The following is a 19,527-nucleotide window of genomic DNA, read 5'->3' as shown; positions in this document are numbered from 1 at the left end:
CCATGGAAAACATCGCATGGATGGCCTGGACGCTGCCGACCGCGATCTTCTTCGTGATGCTGGCGCTGACGCTCGGCGTGATGACGTGGCTTGGGATCGCGTATCCCGAAGCCGAGCGCGTCGGCATCCTGCGCATTCCGACCACGCGCGGCGACCGGCTTTTCATTTCGCTGGTGCTTGCCGCCGTCATCCATCTGTTGTGGATCGCCTTTGTCGGCACCGATCCGATCGCGACGCTGCCGATCGAGGAGGGCGTTGAGATTTCGAGCCTGTGGCTCGCAACCCTGATTTCGCTCGTTTCGGCCGTTGCGATCTTTCGCACGGTCTGAAACGGCGGAAAAAGACAGATCCGGGATCAACCCGGGCCTGAATATGTGTTTGTCGCTGCAACCGGAGGATCCAACATGCGACGCTTGAGAGGAAGGAATGGTCCCTTGACCAAGGAGAGCTTTCTGACGATGACCAGCGCGGCTGCGCTGATCGCCGCATCCGTGACCATTGCCGCACCTGCGCGTGCGGATGACGCCGTCAATCAAAGGTGGATCGACAGCGAATTCCAGCCCTCGACGCTGTCGAAGGCGGACCAGATGAAGGAGTTGCAATGGTTCGCCAAGGCCGCCGAGCCCTTCAAGGGCATGGAAATCAACGTCGTGTCGGAAACGATCACGACGCATGAATATGAATCGCGGACGCTGGCGAAAGCCTTCACCGAGATCACCGGGATCAAGGTCAAGCACGACCTGATCCAGGAGGGCGACGTCGTCGAAAAGCTGCAGACCCAGATGCAGTCCGGCAAGAACGTCTATGACGGCTGGATCAACGATTCGGACCTGATCGGCACCCACGTCCGCTACGGCCAGACCGTGATCCTGTCGGACTACATGACCGGCGAGGGCAAGGACGTCACCAACCCGCAGCTCGACGTCAACGACTTCATCGGCAAATCCTTCACCACGGGCCCGGACGGCAAGCTCTATCAGTTGCCCGACCAGCAGTTCGCGAACTTGTATTGGTTCCGTTACGACTGGTTCTCCAATCCGGAATACAAGGCCAAGTTCAAGGCCAAGTATGGCTACGAGCTCGGCGTTCCCGTGAACTGGTCGGCCTATGAGGACATCGCCGAGTTCTTCACCAACGACATCAAGGAGATCAACGGCGTCAAGGTCTATGGCCACATGGACTATGGCAAGAAGGATCCCTCGCTCGGCTGGCGTTTCACCGACGCCTGGCTGTCGATGGCCGGCAACGGCGACAAGGGCATCCCGAACGGTAAGCCGGTCGACGAATGGGGCATCCGCATGGAAGGCTGCCGTCCGGTGGGTTCTTCCGTCGAGCGCGGCGGTGACACCAACGGTCCGGCGGCGGTCTATTCGATCACCAAGTATCTCGACTGGATGAAGAAGTATGCCCCGCCGCAGGCGCAAGGCATGACCTTCTCCGAATCGGGACCGGTGCCGGCACAAGGTGCGATCGCCCAGCAGATCTTCTGGTACACCGCCTTCACCGCCGACATGGTGAAGCCCGGTATTGCGGTCGTGAACGCGGACGGCACGCCGAAGTGGCGCATGGCGCCGTCGCCGCACGGCTCGTACTGGAAGGAGGGCATGAAGCTCGGCTACCAGGACGCCGGCTCCGCGACGCTGCTGAAGTCGACCCCGCCCGATCGCCGCAAGGCGGCCTGGCTCTATCTGCAGTTCATCAACTCCAAGACGGTCAGCTTGAAGAAGAGCCATGTCGGCCTCACGTTCGTGCGTGAATCCGACATCTGGGACAAGTCGTTCACCGAGCGCGCGCCGAAGCTCGGCGGCCTGATCGAGTTCTACCGCTCGCCCGCGCGCGTGCAGTGGACCCCGACCGGTAACAACGTGCCTGACTATCCGAAGCTCGCGCAATTGTGGTGGCAGAACATCGGCGATGCATCGTCCGGTGCAAAGACGCCGCAAGCTGCGATGGATGCGCTGGCCGCAGCGCAGGACTCGGTGCTCGAGCGTCTCGAGAAGAGTGGCGTGCAGAAGGAGTGCGGGCCGAAGCTGAACAAGAAGGAGACGGCCGAGTTCTGGTTCGCCAAGGCCGAGAAGGACAAGACCATCGCGCCGCAGCGCAAGCTGGCGAACGAGAAGCCGAAGGGCGAGACCGTCGACTACGACGCGCTGATCAAGTCGTGGCCGGCCACGCCCCCGAAGCGGGCGGAGGCGAAGTGACATCGTAGATGTCATGGCCGGGCTTGACCCGGCCATCCACAAACAAAACCAAAGGCCGGGAGCGATCCCGGCCTTTTTTCTTTCGGCCGTCATTGCGAGGAGCGAAGCGACGAAGCAATCCATCTCGCCGCAAGCGGAGACGTGGATTGCTTCGCGGAGCCTGTCATCCGGCGGCGCTTTGCGCCGACCGGGTGGCTCGCAATGACGGGGAGAGGGCGTCGCGTCTCTCACTCCGCCGCTTGCGCCGCTGCCAACGTCGGATAATCCGTGTATCCCTTCGCGCCTCCGCCGTAGAACGTCGCCTTGTCCCACTCATTCAGCGGCGCGCCCTGCTTCAGCCGCTCGACCAGGTCAGGGTTCGAGATGAACGGCTTGCCGAATGCGATCAGGTCGGCGGCGCCGGCTTGGAGCACTTTCGTCGCGAGGTCGAAGTCATAGCCGTTGTTGGCGACGTAGGCTCCGCCAAAGCGCTTGCGCAAGGACGCGTAATCGAACGGAGCGATATCGCGCGGGCCGCCGGTCGCGCCTTCGATGACGTGGATGTAGCTCAGCTTCAGCGCGCTGAGCCCATCCACGATATGATCGAACAGCGGCTGCGGATTGCTATCGGACACATCATTGGCCGGCGTCACCGGCGAGATGCGGATGCCGGTGCGCTCGGGGCCTGCGATCGCGGCCACCGCCTGCGACACTTCCAGCATCAGCTTTGCGCGGTTCTCGATTCCTCCGCCGTAAGCATCCGTGCGCTTGTTGGTGCCGTCCTTGGCGAATTGGTCGAGCAGGTAGCCATTGGCGCCGTGGATCTCGACGCCGTCAAAACCGGCGGCCAGCGCGTTCTCGGTGCCGCGCTTGAAGTCGTCGATGATCCCTGGAATTTCCGACAGCTCCAGCGCGCGCGGTTCGGAGATTTCGGTGAAGGTGCCGCCCACAAATGTCTTGCCCTTGGCGCGGATCGCCGAAGGCGCGACCGGCTTGCCGCCGCCGGGCTGCAGCATGGTGTGCGAGATGCGGCCGACATGCCAGATCTGGATGAAGATGCGCCCGCCCTTTTCGTGCACGCGGTCGGTGACCTTGCGCCAGCCTTCGACCTGCTCCTTCGAATAGATGCCGGGCGTGTCCTGATAGCCCTGGCCCTGCTGCGAAACCTGGCTCGCTTCGGTGATGAGCAATCCGGCGGAAGCGCGCTGGCCGTAATAGTCGACCGCAAGCGGGCTCGGCACCATGCCGGGCGGTACCGCGCGGTTGCGGGTCAGCGGCGCCATCACGAGGCGGTTGGGGAGCGTAATCGGGCCAAGCTTGAAGGGCTCGAACAGTTTGGTCTGGCTCATGTCGGAGATGTCCGGATGGATGATGATAAAGAAGAGTTGGGCATTGCCGGCAATTCTCGCAATCCCCGAGCCATTCGGCGTGCGCAGACGAGCTGCGCACGGTACCGGCCGCGCCGGTGTCGAGCAGTAGCGTTTGCGTGCCGCCGTAGGATAATTGTTTCGAAACCGGCATCGGCGCAGCATAGGCAACCTCTCTACGGGTGCCGGATCACAGTGGTTCAAGCTTCCTTCATCAAGCTCTGGTGTGCGGCAAATCCCATGCGCCTGTTCTCCAATTCCGCGATCAGCCCTGCGGAATCGACTTGCAGCAGCTCGAACGTCAGGCATTCGCAACCGATAGCGCGGAGCACCTGACTAGCGGCTTTATGGGCGCTATTGCTGAAGCTCTGGTGGTCCATCTGAATTTCCAGGCGGGACTTTCGGTTGCACACCGCTTTCGCGACCGATTGCAGGCGGATGAAGATCTCGTCCCGGTAGTTCTGGGTGCTTTCGAAAGCGGCCCTGGGATCGACGATTTTCGTCCGGACGACATAGACGAGGCTGACCGCAAAGCGATCGGCGGACACCGCGCCTTGCGTGAACCGAAACACTTCGGAGCGCAAATCGATCCGCGCCAATTGGCGGCTGTCGGCGCGGATCCGGTGCCGGCCGGGCATCAGGGCCTTTTCAAAACGCCCGTTCCGGTAGAGCAGCACGGTTTCGAACTGCTGCACGCAGACCCGATCGAAGCCGAGCAGCGCCATGACGCCTTTCCTGAACAGCGTCGAAAGCCAGGTCCATGCGCCGGCGATTAAAACGATTACAATCAAAGAAAAAACGATAGAGCCCAAAAGTTCACCCACTTTTATCCTTCCCTGCCGTGTTTTATCTCGTTGGCGGATACCGCGATATTAGCTCTTCTCTTGGCTCTTCCTGCGTCGAAAATAAGTCATTCTATCTGAAGTAGAACTATTCAATCGAAAAAAACTTGGCTCTCCCCGCCATTTGGATTTCCGATCGGCGCATCATGACGACCGATGGCCCGGCCTTCCCCGTCGTCCCTGCGAATGCAGGGACCCATAGCCACCGCTCTTGTTTTGTCGGCGGGATAGCGGCTCCGGCTTCATTTCCCAGTTCGCATTTGTGGTTATGGGTCCCTGCGTTCGCAGGGACGACACACTGAATATGCCTCCGCATTCTCGCGACGCATTGCGCCCGAGGTTTTGCTCTCAACCTCCCGCCATCAATGAGAGGGCGCAGGGAAGACCGGGTGCTTGCTGCACCCGCGGTCTCGTGTGCCATTGCGCATAAAGAACACGCACACGAGCATACAGGTACAGCGGGAGCATCCCGGCCTTCCCTGCGCAATGGCTTTACGGCTTACTTCGTGCTCTTCCTCGGAGAACGGCTCTTTTGCCTCCGTCGCCGGCGGGATACCCCCCGCCAACTTAACGCCAGCACCGCAGCGCCCGAACCACACGACTTCGCTGTACGCTTCCTGCGCGTACGTCTAGCGCCTTCCGCGTCCATCGCATCTCACCGCACGTTCGTGACGATCGCGAGCGCCCCTCAATGGGTGAGAGGGGCGCAGTTATGCAGATGATTTGCCCGTGATGTTAAGCGGAATATTTTTGATTCCTGGGCTTGACGTGATTTCTGATAATCAGAAGTGATTTGCCCCGTCGCGTTGCTTTGCCGCAGTCGCATTGAAGTTTCGCTTGGGGCGCGCCGCAAATCAGTTCGCGGTTCGTAGGGTGGGCAAAGGCGCAAAGCGCCGTGCCCACCATCGTGCAACGCGATCGGTGATGGGATGGTGGGCACGGCGCTGCGCGCCTTTGCCCACCCTACGAATCTGCGAATCGCGAACGTACCGGATGGCGATTGCGTCCCGCGCGCTGCGGGCTACGATAGGGCCAACATCGCGCGACGAGAGGTTCACGATGGCCATCAACACGGACAAGCTCGATGACACCGCACTGGCACTGCTCTATTTGACCCTGCATGACGGCGACCGGGCATGGAAGGGGTTTGCCTGGAGTGTGCTCGGCCGCCTGCACGAAAAAGGCATGATCCACGATCCCGTCGGCAAGGTGAAGTCGGTGGTCTTCACGCATGAGGGGCTGGAGCGGGCGAAGCGACTGTTCAAGGAATTGTTCGAGGAATAGCGCGGCGTCGCGTAGGATGGGTATCGCTTCGCGAAACCCATCGCTATCCCAGCGCCGTCCCGACGACCCGGTTCAACCATCAAACAACGTGAGTTGCGCGGCGCTCTCTAGCTATGCGCGGGAATGTCGGCCCCATCCGTCCCATACTGCCGGATCTTGTTGCGCATGGTGCGCACCGAAAGTCCGAGTAGGCGCGCGGCATGGGTGCGGTTGCCGTGGCAACTCGCCAGCGTCTGCAGCACGAGCTCGCGCTCGATCGCCTCGACCGTCGAGCCGATCAGCATAGGTATGATTTCGTGGGGTGAGGTTGAGAATCCGACAGCGGAATCTCGGGCACGGGGACACAGTCCACGCCAAGATAAAGGTCATTATACTCGCGGGGCATCTACACCTCCCGATCGAAGCTTGCTCCGGAACGCGGAGCAGAAACATCAGGAATCACTTCCCCCAGCCGCGGGAAGCGTGGGCGCGAATGGTTAACGGAAGGTTAATAGCCACGTGTCTGCATCAGTAGACCATGTGGAGAGGAGATGTAGCCCGCATGAGCGCAGCGATATGCGGGACTGATTCCCGGATGTCGCTACGCTCATCCGGACTGCGGTTGCAACTCGCTACCGCGCCCGCTCCTTCGCCCGTTCTTCGGCTGTCACTGCTTCTGCAGGCTTACTCGACCGGACCATCAGAAACGTCCCGGAGTCCGCCGTCCCCGGCACCTTCCAGCGCCCGTCGATTTCCGTCGCCTCGGCATTGACGACGCCCTCATAGGACACGGCGCCATAACCGTGGCCGGGCGGCTCGTAACGCTTGATGAACGAGACGGCACTGCCGGATCGATGACCGGCAATCGACGCGTTATGGGTGCTGATCGGGCAGCCGGGCACCGTGCAGGGTTCGGTCACGTTTCCCGTGAGCGCGCCACCGGATTCGATGAGCGTCGCCAGAAACGTGACCATTCCAACGTGCCGCTGAACATAGGTGCCGTCCCAGATACCGGTCAGACTGTCGGTCATTGCGGCCTGGACGCGTGCGCAGTCCTCATAACACCCGATTGCTCTCCTTCACCTTTTCCGCATCCAGATAGAGATCGCTCCCCATCTCCTTGAACTTGGCGCTCATCGCTGCCATCCCATCCTCAATCGTCCCACTCACCGACATGCCCACGCTCGCCGGATCATTCAGCGTTGCCGCATAGTCCCGCACGTCCTGCGTGATCTTCATCGAGCAGAACTTCGGGCCGCACATCGAGCAGAAGTGGGCGACCTTGTGGGCTTCCTTCGGCAGCGTCTCGTCGTGAAAACTCTTTGCCGTATCGGGATCGAGGCCGAGGTTGAACTGGTCGGTCCAGCGGAAGTCGAAACGGGCGCGGGAGAGCGCGTCGTCGCGGAGCTGGGCGGCCGGGTGACCCTTGGCCAAGTCAGAGGCGTGGGCGGCGATCTTGTAGGTGATGACGCCGGTCTTCACGTCGTTGCGGTCGGGGAGACCCAGATGCTCCTTCGGCGTGACGTAGCAGAGCATGGCGCAGCCGAACCAGCCGATCATGGCGGCACCAATGCCTGAGGTGATGTGGTCGTAGCCTGGCGCGATGTCGGTGGTCAGCGGTCCAAGCGTATAGAACGGGGCTTCGCCGCATTCCTTGAGCTGCTTGTCCATGTTGATCTTGATCTTGTGCATCGGCACGTGGCCGGGGCCTTCGATCATCACCTGGCAGCCCTTGTCCCATGCGATCTTCGTCAGCTCGCCGAGCGTCTCGAGCTCCGCGAATTGCGCGCGGTCGTTGGCGTCGGCAATCGAGCCGGGACGCAGGCCGTCGCCGAGCGAGAACGAGACGTCATACTTGCGCATGAGGTCGCATATCTCGTCGAAATGCGTGTAGAGGAAGCTTTCCTTGTGATGCGCCAGGCACCACTTCGCCATGATCGAGCCGCCGCGTGACACGATGCCGGTGACGCGGTTGGCGGTGAGATGGATGTAGGGCAGGCGGACGCCGGCGTGGATCGTAAAATAGTCGACGCCCTGTTCGCACTGCTCGATCAGCGTGTCCTTGTAAAGCTCCCAGGTCAGCTTGACGGGATCGCCTTCGCACTTCTCCAGCGCCTGGTAGATCGGCACCGTGCCGATCGGCACCGGCGAGTTGCGCAAGATCCATTCCCGCGTCGTGTGAATGTTGCGCCCCGTGGAGAGGTCCATCACGGTGTCGGCGCCCCAGCGGATCGCCCATACCATCTTGTCGACTTCCTCCTCGACCGACGAGGTGACGGCGGAGTTGCCGATATTGGCGTTGATCTTGGTCAGGAAGTTGCGGCCGATGATCATCGGCTCGAGTTCGGCGTGGTTGATATTCGATGGAATGATCGCGCGGCCGCGCGCGATCTCGCTGCGGACGAACTCCGGCGTGATGAAGGCGGGGACCTCAGCGCCAAAGCTTTCGCCGTCTGCGAGCGCTGCTTCCGCGCGGTCGAGCTGCTGCTTGCGGCCGAGGTTCTCGCGCTCGGCGACGTAGATCATCTCCTTGGTGATGATGCCGGCGCGGGCGAACTCGAGTTGCGTGATCTTGTGCCCGTCGAGGCCGCGGATCGGCTTGTGGTGCGCGGTGAAGGCCTTTGCGGCGTGCGAGGCGCCGACATTGCCGTTGTCCTCCGGCTTGATCTCGCGGCCCTCATATTCCTCGACGCCGCCGCGCTCCTTCACCCAGGCGAGACGGTTGCGGGGGAGGCCGGCGTTGACGTCGATCACGACGGAGGGGTCGGTATAGGGGCCGGAGGTGTCGTAGACCGGCAGGTTCGGTTCACCCGCGGCTTCCGAGAGGATGATTTCGCGCAAGGGTACGCGGAGATCGGGCGCGGCGTCCGGCGTTGAAAAGATTTTTCGCGACGAGGGCAGGGGCCCGGTGGTGACGGCGGGCAGGGTGGTGTCGGGGTTGGAGCGAATGTTCATTTCGTATCCTCCGTTATCTTGTTGTCATTCCGGACGGCCCGACCTTCGGATTCATCCGGTAGCGAATGTGTGGCGCGAGCCCCCACCCGTCGCGCGCTGACGCGCGCGCCACCCTCCCCCGCAAGCGGGAGAGGGTGACGAGAGCTCGCGGCGCTCTCGGACGTAAATCGGAGAGAGTGACCAAGGGATCGCTGCGCCCCCTCTCCCGCTTGCGGGGGAGGGCCGGGGTGGGGGTGCCTCCGCGAGCGATGAAGTATCCGTTGTCACCAGATGTTTCTTCCGTCATTGCGAGCGCAACGAAGCAATCCATCGCACCGCAAGCGGAGATGTGGATTGCTTCGTCGCTGCGCTCCTCGCAATGACGGCTGTGGCTGTTTCGCAAACTCATCACGCCGCCTCCGCGCTTTGGCCGAGCCACTGCCGCACCCGCGCGTCGGGGTCGGCGTTCTGGGTGACGTCGCTGACGACGGCGATCGAGTCGGCGCCGGCGGCGTAGATTTCGGCTGATTGTTCGAACTTGATGCCGCCGATCGCGACCAGCGGGATGTTGCCGATGCGCTTTTTCCATTCGGTGATCTTTGGAATGCCCTGCGGCGCAAAACGCATCGATTTCAGCGTGGTCGGGAAAATCGGACCGAGCGCGATGTAGTCCGGTTTGGCGGCAAGCGCGGTCGCCAACTCCTCGTCGTCGTGGGTGGAGATGCCGAGCGTCAGCCCTGCTTTGCGGATTTCGTTGAGGTCGGCGTCGACCAGATCTTCCTGGCCGAGATGCAGGTGCTTTGCGCCGGCGACGATCGCTGCGCGCCAGTAATCGTTGACCACGAGTTTGGCGTCGGTGCCCTTGATGACCTCCAGCGCGTCGGTCACGATCTGCAGCGCCCCGGCGTCGTCGAGGTTTTTGGCGCGCAACTGGATGGTGCCGGCGCCGAGCAGCGCCAGCCGCGCCACCCAGGCGACGCTGTCGATCACGGGGTAAAATCGATCAGGATACGGCATGCCAGAACGGGGTCCCGATCACAGGGGTGGAGGGCGAGGCGAAGTCGCGGGCTTCCATCAGGCCGGCTTCGTAAGCGGTGCGGCCGGCTTCGACGCCGAGGCGGAAGGCGTTGGCCATTGCGACGGGATCGGTTGCCTTTGCCACCGCGGTGTTGAGCAGCACGGCGTCGTAGCCGAGTTCGAGGGCGTGGGCGGCATGCGACGGGGCGCCGATGCCGGCATCGACCACCAGCGTCACGTCAGGCAGGCGCTCGCGCATCAGTTTTAGCGCATCGCGGTTGGTGATCCCCTTCGCGCTGCCGATCGGCGCGGCCCAGGGCATCACCACCTTGCACCCCGTTTCGACCAGCCGCATCGCCACCGAAAGATCCTCGGTGCAATAGGGGAACACCTCAAAGCCGTCCTTGATCAGGATTCCGGCGGCTTCGACCAGGCCGACCACGTCGGGCTGCAGCGTGTCGTTGTCGGCGATCACTTCGAGCTTGATCCAGGGCGTACCGAACAATTCGCGCGCCAGCTTTGCGGTGGTCACCGCCTCGCGCACGCTGCGGCAGCCGGCGGTGTTCGGCAGCACGGTGACATCGAGCTCGCGGATTAGCGACCAGAACGCATCGCCGGTCTTGCCGCCGGCGGCCTCGCGCCGCAGCGACACCGTGACGATGTTGGCGCCGGAGGCGCGGATCGCCTCCTGCATGATCGCCGGCGAGGGATAGAGCGCGGTACCGATCAGCAGGCGGGAGGAGAAGGTTTTGCCGTAGAAGTTCAGCATGGTGTCGCAACTTTCAATTCGTCGTCCCTGCGAACGCAGGGACCCCTAGCGTGAGCGCAATGGGCGCTCATCGCGGCCGCGTGATCTCTCTTGTGGCGCCATGGCAGATACCGTCGTTCAGCACGAAGGCCGGTGGTTATGGGTCTCTGCGTTCGCAGGGACGACGTGTGGAGAGTGCGTGCGTTCATCCTCACCCTCCCTGTCGTGGCGTGATGATCTCGATTTCGTCGCCGGCTTTCAGCGCGGTCTCGGCCCAGCGGCTTTTCGGCAGCACGTCGTAATTCACGGCGATCGCGAAATGCGTGCCTTCGTATTCGAGCTCGGAGAGCAGGGCGTCGACGCGCTCCGAAGCGATCTCGCGCTGTTCGCCGTTGATGGTCACACGCATCGCATCACCTCGTTGTCGATCTGGCCGCGCTGCACGTAGGCGAGCGTCAGCTCTGCCAGCGCCGGCGCCACCAGAAAACCGTGGCGGTAAAGGCCGTTGACCGCGATCTTGTTCTTGCGAACCGTGATCCGCGGCAGGTTGTCGGGGAAGGCGGGACGCAAGCCCGAACCGAATTCGACGATGCGCGCTTCGGCAAAGGCCGGATGCACGGCATAGGCCGCGCCGAGCAGCTCCAGCGCCGAGCGCACGCTGACGCCGGTGTCCTCGGCCTCGATCGAGGTCGCGCCCAGCATGAATTTGCCGTCGCCGCGCGGGATGACGTAGAGCGGCCAGCGCGGATGGATCAACCGCACCGGGCGCGACAGCTCGACTTCGCTCGTCTCGATGATGATCATCTCGCCCTTGACGCCGCGCAATTCCGGCTGCTCGTCGCGCGCCGAGAGCCCGCGGCAGTCGATCACGATGCCGTCGAGATCTTCCGCACTGATATCGCAATCGAACTTGATCGTGCCGCCGGCGGCTTCGATGCGCGCATGCAGCTCGGGCAGCACCTTGCGCGGCTCGACATGGCCCTCCTCGGCATAGAACAGGCCGTCGCGAAAACGGCCGTCCAGCGAGGGTTCGAGCGCGCCGACGCCGCTTGCGTCGAGCCTGACATGGCCGTTGGTGAGTTTGGCAAAACGCTCGAAATCGGCGCGGTCGCGCGGATGCGCCACCACCAGCGATCCGTTGAACGGGGTATTAGGAAAGAGCTCGCGCCACAAATCGAGCGAGCGGAAGCCGAGCCGGCCGATCACGGGCTCGGACGTCTCTGCCTCGCAATAAGGCGCCAGCATGCCGCCGGCCCAGTGGCTGGTGGAAAGCGTCATAGCGGCGTCACTGCGCTCGTACAGAGTGACGGCGTGGCCGGCCTGTGCGAACAGCAGCGCCTGCCATGCGCCGGCAATGCCCGCGCCGATGATGGAGACGGGGGAATCCCCCCGCAGATCTGACTTCTGGTACATCCCTGTCCCTTCGCCGGTATGACCCGGATCAGGTTCAAAGGGTCACCGCGGTCCCAGACCTCTACTTTGAAGAAGTAGAACTGCCCAAGCTTGCGGTATCTCAGCTCCTCGTCGGAGCACCCCTCGGAACAGGGCTAATGTAGGCAGATGTGCCCGCGTGTCAACGCGGCTTTGCAGGAACTTGCAATGCTGCCGTGTCCCGGACGCAGCGCAGCGCCCTTTAGCGGTGCGCTGCTGAGCCGGGGCCCAGGACGGCTAGTATTGGGTCCCGGTTCTGCGGAGCAGCGCAAACGCGCTGCACCGCGCCCGGGACACGAGATTTAGCTACTTTGTCGCCTGCAGCGCGTTCGCGTCAGCCGGCGTTCCGACCGGCGCGGCGACGATTTTCGGCGTCGCACCGCTCGCCAGCACGGGCGCGATCTGCAGCGGCTTCTCCTGCCGCTGGCGCTTTGCGGCGTAATAATAGCCGCTCGCATAGTAACGCACGGCGCGGCCGTGATCGCCGCCCGCGGCGCGATAGGCGCCGGCGAGATATTTGATGCCCCAGGCGAGATTGGTGTCGGGATCGCGCAGCCCCGCGGCGTCGCCGGTGTAGCCGAGGCCGCGCGCGGTCGGCAGCTTGATCTGCATCAACCCGATGGTGCCGCCGCGTCCGACCAGGTTCGGATGATACTTGCTCTCGCGCACGATCACCCGGTGCACCAGCGCTTCCGGCACGTTGTTGGCGGCGGCGTGGGCGGCGACCATGCTTTGATATTGCGCGCGGCTCTGCGCCATTGCCGAGGGTGAAACCAGGAGCGCTGCCATGGCGGAAAGCCAGACAAACTTCAGAAAACTTTTCATAAAAATTGATCTCGGCGGATGGACGCGTGAACGAGTGGCGCTTTCGATTAGTTCCGCTGGCGGGCCAAGATGTGGCGAAAAACGGACGGCATTACGGCGAGATGTCTGCGGGCGATGCATGTGTTAACGAGCACATCCAGCGTGACGCTTACGTTGTGCGTGCGATGCATTGCATCGAGCGACGTGAATCTGCGTCATGCGGACGCGCAAGGAATGTCGTGCAAAAGACGCAGTCAAGGTGTAAAGAAGACGCCGGGACAAAACCAATTCATTCCGACAGCAAACCTGTCCATTCAACGATATTTAAAAAGCGAGACGTCGTTACGACGTCCGAAGTCTAGGGAGATGCTCCATGGCTCGACTCGACTCCAGCTATCTGCCTCGCGGAAATCCCTGTGCCCAGTGCGGCAAGCCGATCGCGAGACCGGATTGGGTCGAAAGCAGCCCGGGTCGCGCGTCCTTCCTCTGGTTCTGCCGCGCCTGCGACTATCGCTTCGAGGCGATCGCGATTTACGAGGACGCGGATCCCGACGCGCTCGCGGCCTGATCGGCTCAATTAATCTGCAATCGTTAGGCGGCCGGTCGCCGGCTGCGCTGCAGCACCGGCAGTTCTATCCGGACCAGCAGTCCGTGCGGCTGCCGGTCGTGCAGCGACAGCGCGCCGCCATGCGCCAGCACCACAGCATTGGCGATCGACAGCCCCAATCCGAAACCTGCGGCCTCGTCCATGTTGCGGGCGTCGTCGCCGCGCACGAACGGCTCCAGCACATCCTTCTTGCGTACATCCGAAATGCCGGGGCCGTCGTCCTCGACTTCGATGATCGCCAAGTCCGGTGGCAAGTTCGGCGACAAATCCGGTGACATGCGCAGGCGGACGGTCGCCTCGGTGCCGAAGCGGACGGCATTCTCGACCAGATTGGTGATGCTGCGATGCAGATCGTCGGGCCGCACGGTCGCCATCGCATGCGCGGGGCCGTCATAGGCGACCTTGTGCCCGATGTCGGCAAACTGGTCGGTGACGAGCTGCAGCGTGCTGGCAATATCGACCAGCGTCATCGCTTCCACCCCGCGGTCGTTGCGCAGGAACGACAGCACGGATTCCAGCATCGAGCGCATCTGGTCGAGATCGCCGAGCATGCGTTGGCGATGCGTGTGGTCTTCGATGAATTCTGCGCGCAACCGCATCCGCGTGATCGGCGTTCGCAAATCATGGCTGATGGCGGCGAGCATTTTGGTGCGGTCGTCGAGCAGGCCGGTAATGCGCTGGCGCATCCGGTTGAGCGCCTTCGCCAGGAAGCGGATTTCTTCCGGGCCGCGTTCGGGAAGCGGCGCCTCGGTGCCGTTCAGGCTGAAACTTTCGGCCGCCTTCGCAAACGACGACAGCGGCGCGGTTAGCGCCCGCGCCGCCCACAGCCCGAGCATCGACCACCGCCTCTTCCTCGGCACTGTTGATCGACACCAGAGCTGACGTTCCCTCGCCGCGCCTTGCAACCATCCTTTGTCGAATAGGAAAGGATGGTTGTCTCATTTGTCGAGGGCGGAACCGGTAACGCACTGCAGCGTTGGTTCTATACAGATGTGTGGAGGGTCCGATGGCAAGCGATGTCATGGCCAAGCCGCATCAGTTGATCGCGAGCGACCGCGTCGAGGGGACCGCGGTGCGCCGGCCGAACGGGGACATGATCGGCCACATCGAACGGCTGATGATCGACAAGGTCACCGGTAAAGTATCGTATGCAATCCTGAGTTTCGGCGGGTTTCTGGGCCTCGGAGCCAATCTGCTGCCGCTGCCCTGGGGACGGCTTCGCTACAATACGAAGTTCGAAGCCTACGAACTCGACATCGACGATGAAGAGTTGAGGCGCGCGCCGTCATTCCGTGCGGACAAGGATTTCGACTGGGGCGATCGCGCAAAGGAAGCCGAGCTGCATCGCTATTACCGTATGCCGCCTTACTGGGGCGGCTTCTGATGCAGTCGGATCGGCGTGTTTCATGCGAAAACGCGTGGAACACTTGTTGAAGTGCCGGGTTTTCCTCGAAGCGTTTCTGAACTGAGGAGAACGGATATGTTAACGAAAACTGCCGTTGCCGGCCTCGCGGCGTCCGCGTTGCTGGCGAGTGTAGCGTTTGCGCAGCAAAGTCCTTCGGCAACGACTGACAGCGCCCAGACCGCCGCGCCTGCGGCTGCAACCGATACCTCGTCGTTCAAGGGTACCTGGCGGGCTTCGAAGCTGGTCGGCCTGAACGTGTACAACGATAGCAACGAAAGCCTCGGCTCGATCAATGATCTGCTGACCGACAAGAGCGGCGATATCAAAGCAGCCGTGATCGGTGTCGGCGGCTTCCTCGGCGTCGGCGAGCACCTGGTTGCGGTGCCCATCGACAAGGTGAAGTTCGTTGATGAGCCGGTTGCCTACACCGGCACCGCGGGTGCGCCCGCTACAGGTGGCGCACGGACAGGCGCAGGCGGAGGCACTGGCACGACGGGTGCTGCGACGGCGCCTGCCGCGCCGAAGAAGAATCCGTGGTATCCGGATCACGCTGTGTTCAGCGCGACGAAGGATCAGCTAAAGGCGATGCCGGAGTTCAAGTACTCGACCGAATGAGGCCCCGGTCTTAAACACCAGGCTCCCTCAAAATGGCTGGACGGCATCACGCCGCCCGGCCATTTGAGTTTGGAAATGCCCGTTCGCGCAATGGTGCAGCGCATCCTATCTGCGCGGATTTCCCGATGATAGGTTGTATCGTGGCAGGAGCATCTGCCTCCTGTCTTGCATGATCCTGCGTCAACGGGAGGACGACATGGCGGACAGCGTCTACAAGGTCATCGAGCTGATCGGCACCAGCAGCGAATCCTGGGAGAAGGCCGCCGCTGGCGCGGTCAGCCGCGCCGGAGAAACCCTGCGGGATCTTCGTGTTGCCGAAGTGGTCCAGCTTGACTTGCAGCTTGATGCCCAAGGCAAGGTGGAAGCCTACCGCGCCAAGCTGAAAGTCTCATTCAAGTTCGAGGGGGCGTAGTCGGCAGTTTCGTAGGGTGGGCAAGGCGCTTGCGCCGTGCCCACCATTTATCCACGATTGTTGCCTTAAGTGGTGGGCACGCTTGCGCTTTGCCCACTCTACGATCTTTGCGCACCCTACAATTTGCAACATCACAGCGCCGACAGCGCGCTGACGTAGACATCGATGGCGCCTTCCGCTTCGGCGATCACGCGCAGCGTTTTGGAATCGAAGGCGATGCCGGCGAGCCGCAGCTTGCTGATCTCGGCCGAGACCCGCAGGCCGTTCTCGTTCTTCTGAAGATCGGCGATCGCTGCTGCAATCTTCTTCTGCGCGTTGCCGGCGAACGGCTTGAGGTCGACGACAGCCTTGTCCGCCAGCGTTTTCTGCAAATGCGGGATGGCCGCGCGCGCCGCGGCGCCCAACAGCCCGAAGGCAGCCTCCGACTCGACGGCGAGTTCGATGTCGGTCAGCCGCAGCGTCTGCTCGGCCTGATCGAGCACCGGCTTGCCCCAGATATGCACATTGGCCTCGCCGCCGAGGCCCAAGAAGCTCTTCTTTTCCGTGGCGCTGACCAGAAGCGAGATCAGCAGGCGGTCGCCGGAAGCGGCCACGGTGGCGCGCTTGACCGTGACGTCGACCGCGCCCGACCCGTCTTCAGGAAAAGTCTTCCCGGCGAACTGCGCCTCCACGATCTTGTTGATCTCGGTGAACGGCATGTCGATGGGCACGCCGATCGCGACCCGTCCCGGCGTCGGTGGCACCATCGCGATCGTAGCGGGGAACGGGCAGGACGGCTTGGTTTCGCTCGGTGTGATCCTGGTTTCCGCCTCGATGCCGAGCATCAGTGTCAGGTTCGAAGCATCGACGCGCGGCTGCGCGGCAACCGCCCGGGTTGGGCGCAGTTCCAGCCACAGCGCCGGCATCGTCGAACCGGCTGTCGCGCCCTGCAGCGGAATAGAACGGCAGGCCTTGGCCCACTGCACCCGCGCGTTCCGTTCGAAAGTCGGATCGTTGCGCATGCGCGCCTGCACCAGCGCGATTTGCTCGGCGACATTCTGGTCGATCAACGGCTTCACCTGCGCGGGCACGTTGACGCGCGCGCCGGCCACGCTGAGGCTGGTGTCGCCGAGATTGACCTGCGCTGCGAGATTAGGCTCGATGCGCCAGTTCGCGGCGATCTGTGGTCGCGCTGATATGACGACGTTGCCCTTGATCTCGGCGCTGGCGTTGAGGTTCTTGATATTCACGCTGCCGATCTGCTTGGAGACGTTGCCGCCGAGCAGGCTTCCGAGTGCTTCGCCAACCGCACCCGTCGCCTTCGCCGACAGCGAGCCGGTTACGTTCAGTGTGCCCGTCAACGGCGTCGCCAGCGACAGCACGTCCTGCGCGCCGGTCGCTACGATCGGCCCGCGCGACGCGGTCCAGCCGATGTCGGCGTTTTGCAGGATCTGCGAAATCGGATTGTCGGCCTTGCCGGCGAAATTGCGCGGCGCGCCGCGATCGGCGGCATCGCGGATCGCCGACAGCGCAACCGCAATCGGCGCCATCACCGTGGATGCGCGCGCCGCCGGCGGCAGCGGCGACAATTCGGCGAGCGCGGGCGCGCTGTTCGTGGCGCGAGGCGTGACGAAGTCCATCACCTTCAGGCTGACCACAAACGACATGACGAGGACCGCAAGCGCGATCGCAATGGTCTTGACCCGCATCGGCAGGTGCATCGTGCCCCCGGACCCCAATGAATCGCCCCACAACGTTTTACAGGGGTGGCGAGGGGGACGCCACTGCACATTGCCGCGACCTTAGGTCAACGCAAAACGGCCTCGGCGAACGCCAGGGCCGCTTCTCGCATTAAGAAAAGCTAATGCCTCAACGGATGGTCCGGCCGAGATCGGCGCGGCGATCCGTCATCGGCAGCACGATCACCTTGGTTCCGACGCTGACCCGGGAATAGAGATCAATGACGTCTTCGTTGGTGAGGCGGAGGCAGCCTGAAGAAACGCGGGTGCCGATCGTCTCCGGCGCGTTGGTGCCGTGGATGCGATAGATGGTGCCGCCGAGATACATCGCGCGGGCGCCGAGCGGATTACCCGGGCCGCCGGTCATGTGGCGCGGCAAATAGGGTTGGCGGGCGATCATTTGCGGGGGCGGGGTCCAGGCTGGCCATTCGGCCTTGCGGGTGATGGTCTGGGTGCCCGACCAGGTGAAGCCGTCGCGGCCGATGCCGATGCCGTAGCGCATCGCCTGGCCGTTGCCGAGCACGAGGTAGAGATAGGTGTTCGGAGTATCGATGATGATCGTGCCCGGCGCCTCGCGAGTGTAGTAGTTCACGACCTGGCGGCGCAGGCGGGCCGGCAGCTCGAAGCGCTCTTCTTCCTCAGGCGCAGCGGCAACCGGCGGCGGGGCCGCTTCGATCTGGGGCAGGAAGAACGGAAACAGCGGCAGCGGAGCCGCAGTGGCGGGCGTGGAAAATGCGGTGGCGCCAATCGCCAGCGCGCCAAAGGCGGCGGCCGCGAAGCGGCTCAGTATCAATGAATTGGACATGATCGTCCCCCTGTTTGTCGCACCAGTTCGGCGCGTCGTTGGGGAAACCTCTACCGATGAACCGTTTCAGGACATTTGCACGAAATCGCCAAAATGGTTTCGTGGCGTTAGGGAATTGTTTCGTTAAGGTTTCGTTGACGGGCCGTGGGCGTGACGGGCGCAATCTGCTCGTGTAGGTCGGGCTTCAAAGGGTTCAAATCGGAACTCTTGGGATTTGGCGCCGTTGGCGTCGCAGTCCAAAGACAAGCGAGACCGCCATGACGAGACCGCTTTTATTTGGCGCCATTGGCGTGTTGCTCCTATCCGTTCCTGCCAACCCGGCATTGGCAGCACGTGATTCCCAATCCGGGGAGGTGCGCCCAGTTTTATCCGAACGCAAACTGCCAGAACTGTGGGCGGGGTAATCCCTACACGAGCTATGGCTGGCGACGAGCGGGACATCGTCACTACTGGAGCCATCGTTATCATCGCCGCCATTGGCGCTGACGCCAACCAGCGGGACGAGCGCGGCGCAGGCAAATCTAATCAGGTCTGGTAGGCGCGCATACGCGGCGTATGGCAACTGTAGCAACGCCGGCGGCGGCGAGCACCTGCCGCGGTCGGCGATGGTGCCGTTGTCACTCGAGCGTTCCGTGTGACATGCCGTCGGCTGCAACAGCGTAGGAGCGTTTCCTAAGTCAGCGGTGCTGCCGCAGCTTCAAGCAAACTGGACTTCTCGTCAGTCTGGGGAGCCTTGTGCTACAGTTGCTCCATCCGCTCAACCGCAGCGAGATTTTCAATTTCTAAAGCCTTTTTGAAGCATTTCCATAGGAGCCGAACATGCGAAAGCTATTTCTCGCGTCCATCATCGCCATGCTGATCAGTTCCGCCCATGCGCAGGGTATCACGCGGGATGAACTTAAGAGAGCAGATTTGACTGGAAAGGACATGGACGTCATCGTCACCATCGTCACTGTCCCGCCCGGAGAAAATCTTCCGAAACATATCCATCCGGGCGAAGAAGTCGTTTACGTACTCGATGGCGCGATGCTTGAGCTATCGGATGGAAGCCAGAGGCAATTTCCCGCTGGAGCAGCCACGATCAATGTTCGTAACGTACCTCATGCCGGCTTCAAGGTTGCAGGCGACAAGGCGCTGAAGATGCTGACCGTTCACATTGTGGATAAAGGAAAGCCTGTCACAGAAGTTGTGAAATGACGAAGTTTTCAAGAACGTCCTAAAAGAACTTCCCGCTGCCGCTTCGCGGCGTCGAGCCACCCTCTCTCCACAACAAGAGAGGGTGGATCGAATGAGTGTCAGCTCATTCGAGACGGGTGATCTCTGGAGGCAACCCCTTCATCCGGCGCCATAGTCGATGCAAAGCATCGGCGTTCTAAGAG

At 62.4% G+C, this 19,527-nt stretch carries 20 protein-coding genes, 1 pseudogene and 1 riboswitch; of the genes and pseudogenes, 8 read left to right on the top strand and 13 right to left on the bottom strand.

Annotated elements, in window-relative coordinates:
* The first annotated feature begins 2 nt into the window (after window positions 1-2).
* On the top strand, window positions 3-329 hold the full coding sequence (locus tag V1278_RS31820) for a DUF2160 domain-containing protein (RefSeq protein WP_334383471.1): 327 nt from the start codon (window positions 3-5) through the stop codon (window positions 327-329).
* A 129-nt stretch (window positions 330-458) separates the two neighbouring features.
* Complete coding sequence (locus V1278_RS31815) at window positions 459-2,201, top strand: ABC transporter substrate-binding protein (protein ID WP_334369198.1); 1,743 nt, start codon at window positions 459-461, stop codon at window positions 2,199-2,201.
* 227 nt (window positions 2,202-2,428) lie between these two features.
* On the opposite strand, the gene V1278_RS31810 is transcribed toward V1278_RS31815, so the two are convergent.
* Entirely contained in the window at window positions 2,429-3,529 is a 1,101-nt protein-coding gene (locus V1278_RS31810; RefSeq protein WP_334383470.1) for an alkene reductase, read from the bottom strand.
* Window positions 3,530-3,747: 218 nt separating this feature from the next.
* On the bottom strand, window positions 3,748-4,272 hold the full coding sequence (locus V1278_RS31805) for an SPFH domain-containing protein (protein ID WP_334383469.1): 525 nt from the start codon (window positions 4,270-4,272) through the stop codon (window positions 3,748-3,750).
* Window positions 4,273-5,448: 1,176 nt separating this feature from the next.
* Here V1278_RS31805 and V1278_RS31800 point away from each other — a divergent pair.
* The gene (locus V1278_RS31800) at window positions 5,449-5,673 is read left to right on the top strand and encodes a DUF6429 family protein (RefSeq protein ID WP_334367370.1); all 225 of its coding nucleotides are present in this window, start codon (window positions 5,449-5,451) and stop codon (window positions 5,671-5,673) included.
* A gap of 107 nt (window positions 5,674-5,780) precedes the next feature.
* Here V1278_RS31800 and V1278_RS31795 read toward each other — a convergent pair whose 3' ends face one another.
* The 8 genes from V1278_RS31795 to V1278_RS31760 form a co-directional block, all read right to left on the bottom strand.
* Window positions 5,781-6,020 carry a helix-turn-helix domain-containing protein gene (locus V1278_RS31795; protein ID WP_334384302.1) on the bottom strand — a complete coding sequence of 80 codons (240 nt, stop codon included), beginning with the start codon at window positions 6,018-6,020 and terminating at the stop codon, window positions 5,781-5,783.
* A gap of 264 nt (window positions 6,021-6,284) precedes the next feature.
* Window positions 6,285-6,683, bottom strand: coding sequence for a hypothetical protein (locus tag V1278_RS31790; RefSeq protein WP_334367372.1), 399 nt, complete (start codon window positions 6,681-6,683; stop codon window positions 6,285-6,287).
* Window positions 6,684-6,708: 25 nt separating this feature from the next.
* Window positions 6,709-8,607, bottom strand: a complete 1,899-nt coding sequence (gene thiC, locus V1278_RS31785; protein ID WP_334383468.1) for a phosphomethylpyrimidine synthase ThiC — start codon at window positions 8,605-8,607, stop codon at window positions 6,709-6,711.
* A 387-nt stretch (window positions 8,608-8,994) separates the two neighbouring features.
* A complete protein-coding gene (locus tag V1278_RS31780; RefSeq protein ID WP_334383467.1) occupies window positions 8,995-9,603 on the bottom strand; it encodes a thiamine phosphate synthase in 609 nt (202 codons plus the stop codon).
* Window positions 9,590-10,372: a thiazole synthase gene (locus V1278_RS31775; RefSeq protein ID WP_334383466.1), complete on the bottom strand. Its 783-nt coding sequence runs from the start codon at window positions 10,370-10,372 to the stop codon at window positions 9,590-9,592. The genes V1278_RS31780 and V1278_RS31775 overlap by 14 nt, the downstream gene beginning before the upstream one ends.
* A 190-nt stretch (window positions 10,373-10,562) precedes the next feature.
* Window positions 10,563-10,760, bottom strand: a complete 198-nt coding sequence (gene thiS / locus V1278_RS31770; RefSeq protein WP_028349567.1) for a sulfur carrier protein ThiS — start codon at window positions 10,758-10,760, stop codon at window positions 10,563-10,565.
* Window positions 10,751-11,764 carry an FAD-dependent oxidoreductase gene (locus tag V1278_RS31765; RefSeq protein WP_334383465.1) on the bottom strand — a complete coding sequence of 338 codons (1,014 nt, stop codon included), beginning with the start codon at window positions 11,762-11,764 and terminating at the stop codon, window positions 10,751-10,753. Before V1278_RS31765 ends, thiS begins: the two co-directional genes overlap by 10 nt.
* Window positions 11,752-11,898, bottom strand: a riboswitch (TPP riboswitch). (Overlaps the previous gene by 13 nt.)
* Before the next feature lie 190 nt (window positions 11,899-12,088).
* Entirely contained in the window at window positions 12,089-12,607 is a 519-nt protein-coding gene (locus V1278_RS31760) for a transglycosylase SLT domain-containing protein (RefSeq protein ID WP_442893713.1), read from the bottom strand.
* 352 nt (window positions 12,608-12,959) lie between these two features.
* Here V1278_RS31760 and V1278_RS31755 point away from each other — a divergent pair, with 352 nt between their 5' ends.
* Window positions 12,960-13,154, top strand: coding sequence for a hypothetical protein (locus tag V1278_RS31755; protein ID WP_334367378.1), 195 nt, complete (start codon window positions 12,960-12,962; stop codon window positions 13,152-13,154).
* A 23-nt stretch (window positions 13,155-13,177) separates the two neighbouring features.
* On the opposite strand, the pseudogene V1278_RS31750 reads toward V1278_RS31755, so the two are convergent.
* A pseudogene (locus V1278_RS31750) lies at window positions 13,178-14,032 on the bottom strand (ATP-binding protein); the annotation flags it as partial.
* Window positions 14,033-14,199: 167 nt separating this feature from the next.
* On the opposite strand from V1278_RS31750, the gene V1278_RS31745 reads away from it, so the two are divergent.
* The 3 genes from V1278_RS31745 to V1278_RS31735 all read left to right on the top strand — a co-directional run bounded on the left by V1278_RS31745 (window position 14,200) and on the right by V1278_RS31735 (window position 15,625).
* Window positions 14,200-14,577, top strand: coding sequence for a PRC-barrel domain-containing protein (locus V1278_RS31745; protein ID WP_334367379.1), 378 nt, complete (start codon window positions 14,200-14,202; stop codon window positions 14,575-14,577).
* Between the two features lie 96 nt (window positions 14,578-14,673).
* Window positions 14,674-15,213 (top strand): PRC-barrel domain-containing protein, encoded by a 540-nt coding sequence (locus V1278_RS31740; RefSeq protein ID WP_334383464.1) that lies wholly within the window; start codon window positions 14,674-14,676, stop codon window positions 15,211-15,213.
* A 196-nt stretch (window positions 15,214-15,409) separates the two neighbouring features.
* A complete protein-coding gene (locus tag V1278_RS31735; protein ID WP_334383463.1) occupies window positions 15,410-15,625 on the top strand; it encodes a dodecin family protein in 216 nt (71 codons plus the stop codon).
* A gap of 131 nt (window positions 15,626-15,756) precedes the next feature.
* Here the strand turns inward: V1278_RS31735 and V1278_RS31730 are convergent, their stop codons facing one another.
* Both V1278_RS31730 and V1278_RS31725 read right to left on the bottom strand, forming a co-directional pair.
* Complete coding sequence (locus tag V1278_RS31730; protein ID WP_334383462.1) at window positions 15,757-17,325, bottom strand: DUF4403 family protein; 1,569 nt, start codon at window positions 17,323-17,325, stop codon at window positions 15,757-15,759.
* Between the two features lie 148 nt (window positions 17,326-17,473).
* Entirely contained in the window at window positions 17,474-18,148 is a 675-nt protein-coding gene (locus tag V1278_RS31725) for a L,D-transpeptidase (RefSeq protein WP_334367382.1), read from the bottom strand.
* Between the two features lie 819 nt (window positions 18,149-18,967).
* Between V1278_RS31725 and V1278_RS31720 the strand changes: the two genes are divergently transcribed.
* Window positions 18,968-19,345: a cupin domain-containing protein gene (locus V1278_RS31720; RefSeq protein WP_334367383.1), complete on the top strand. Its 378-nt coding sequence runs from the start codon at window positions 18,968-18,970 to the stop codon at window positions 19,343-19,345.
* Window positions 19,346-19,527 lie beyond the last annotated feature (182 nt).

The sequence above is a fragment of the Bradyrhizobium sp. AZCC 1577 genome, from assembly GCF_036924575.1.
Classification (GTDB): domain Bacteria; phylum Pseudomonadota; class Alphaproteobacteria; order Rhizobiales; family Xanthobacteraceae; genus Bradyrhizobium.
The sequence above is the reverse complement of the archived record's forward strand: the minus strand, read 5'-3'. Positions and strand labels throughout refer to the sequence as shown.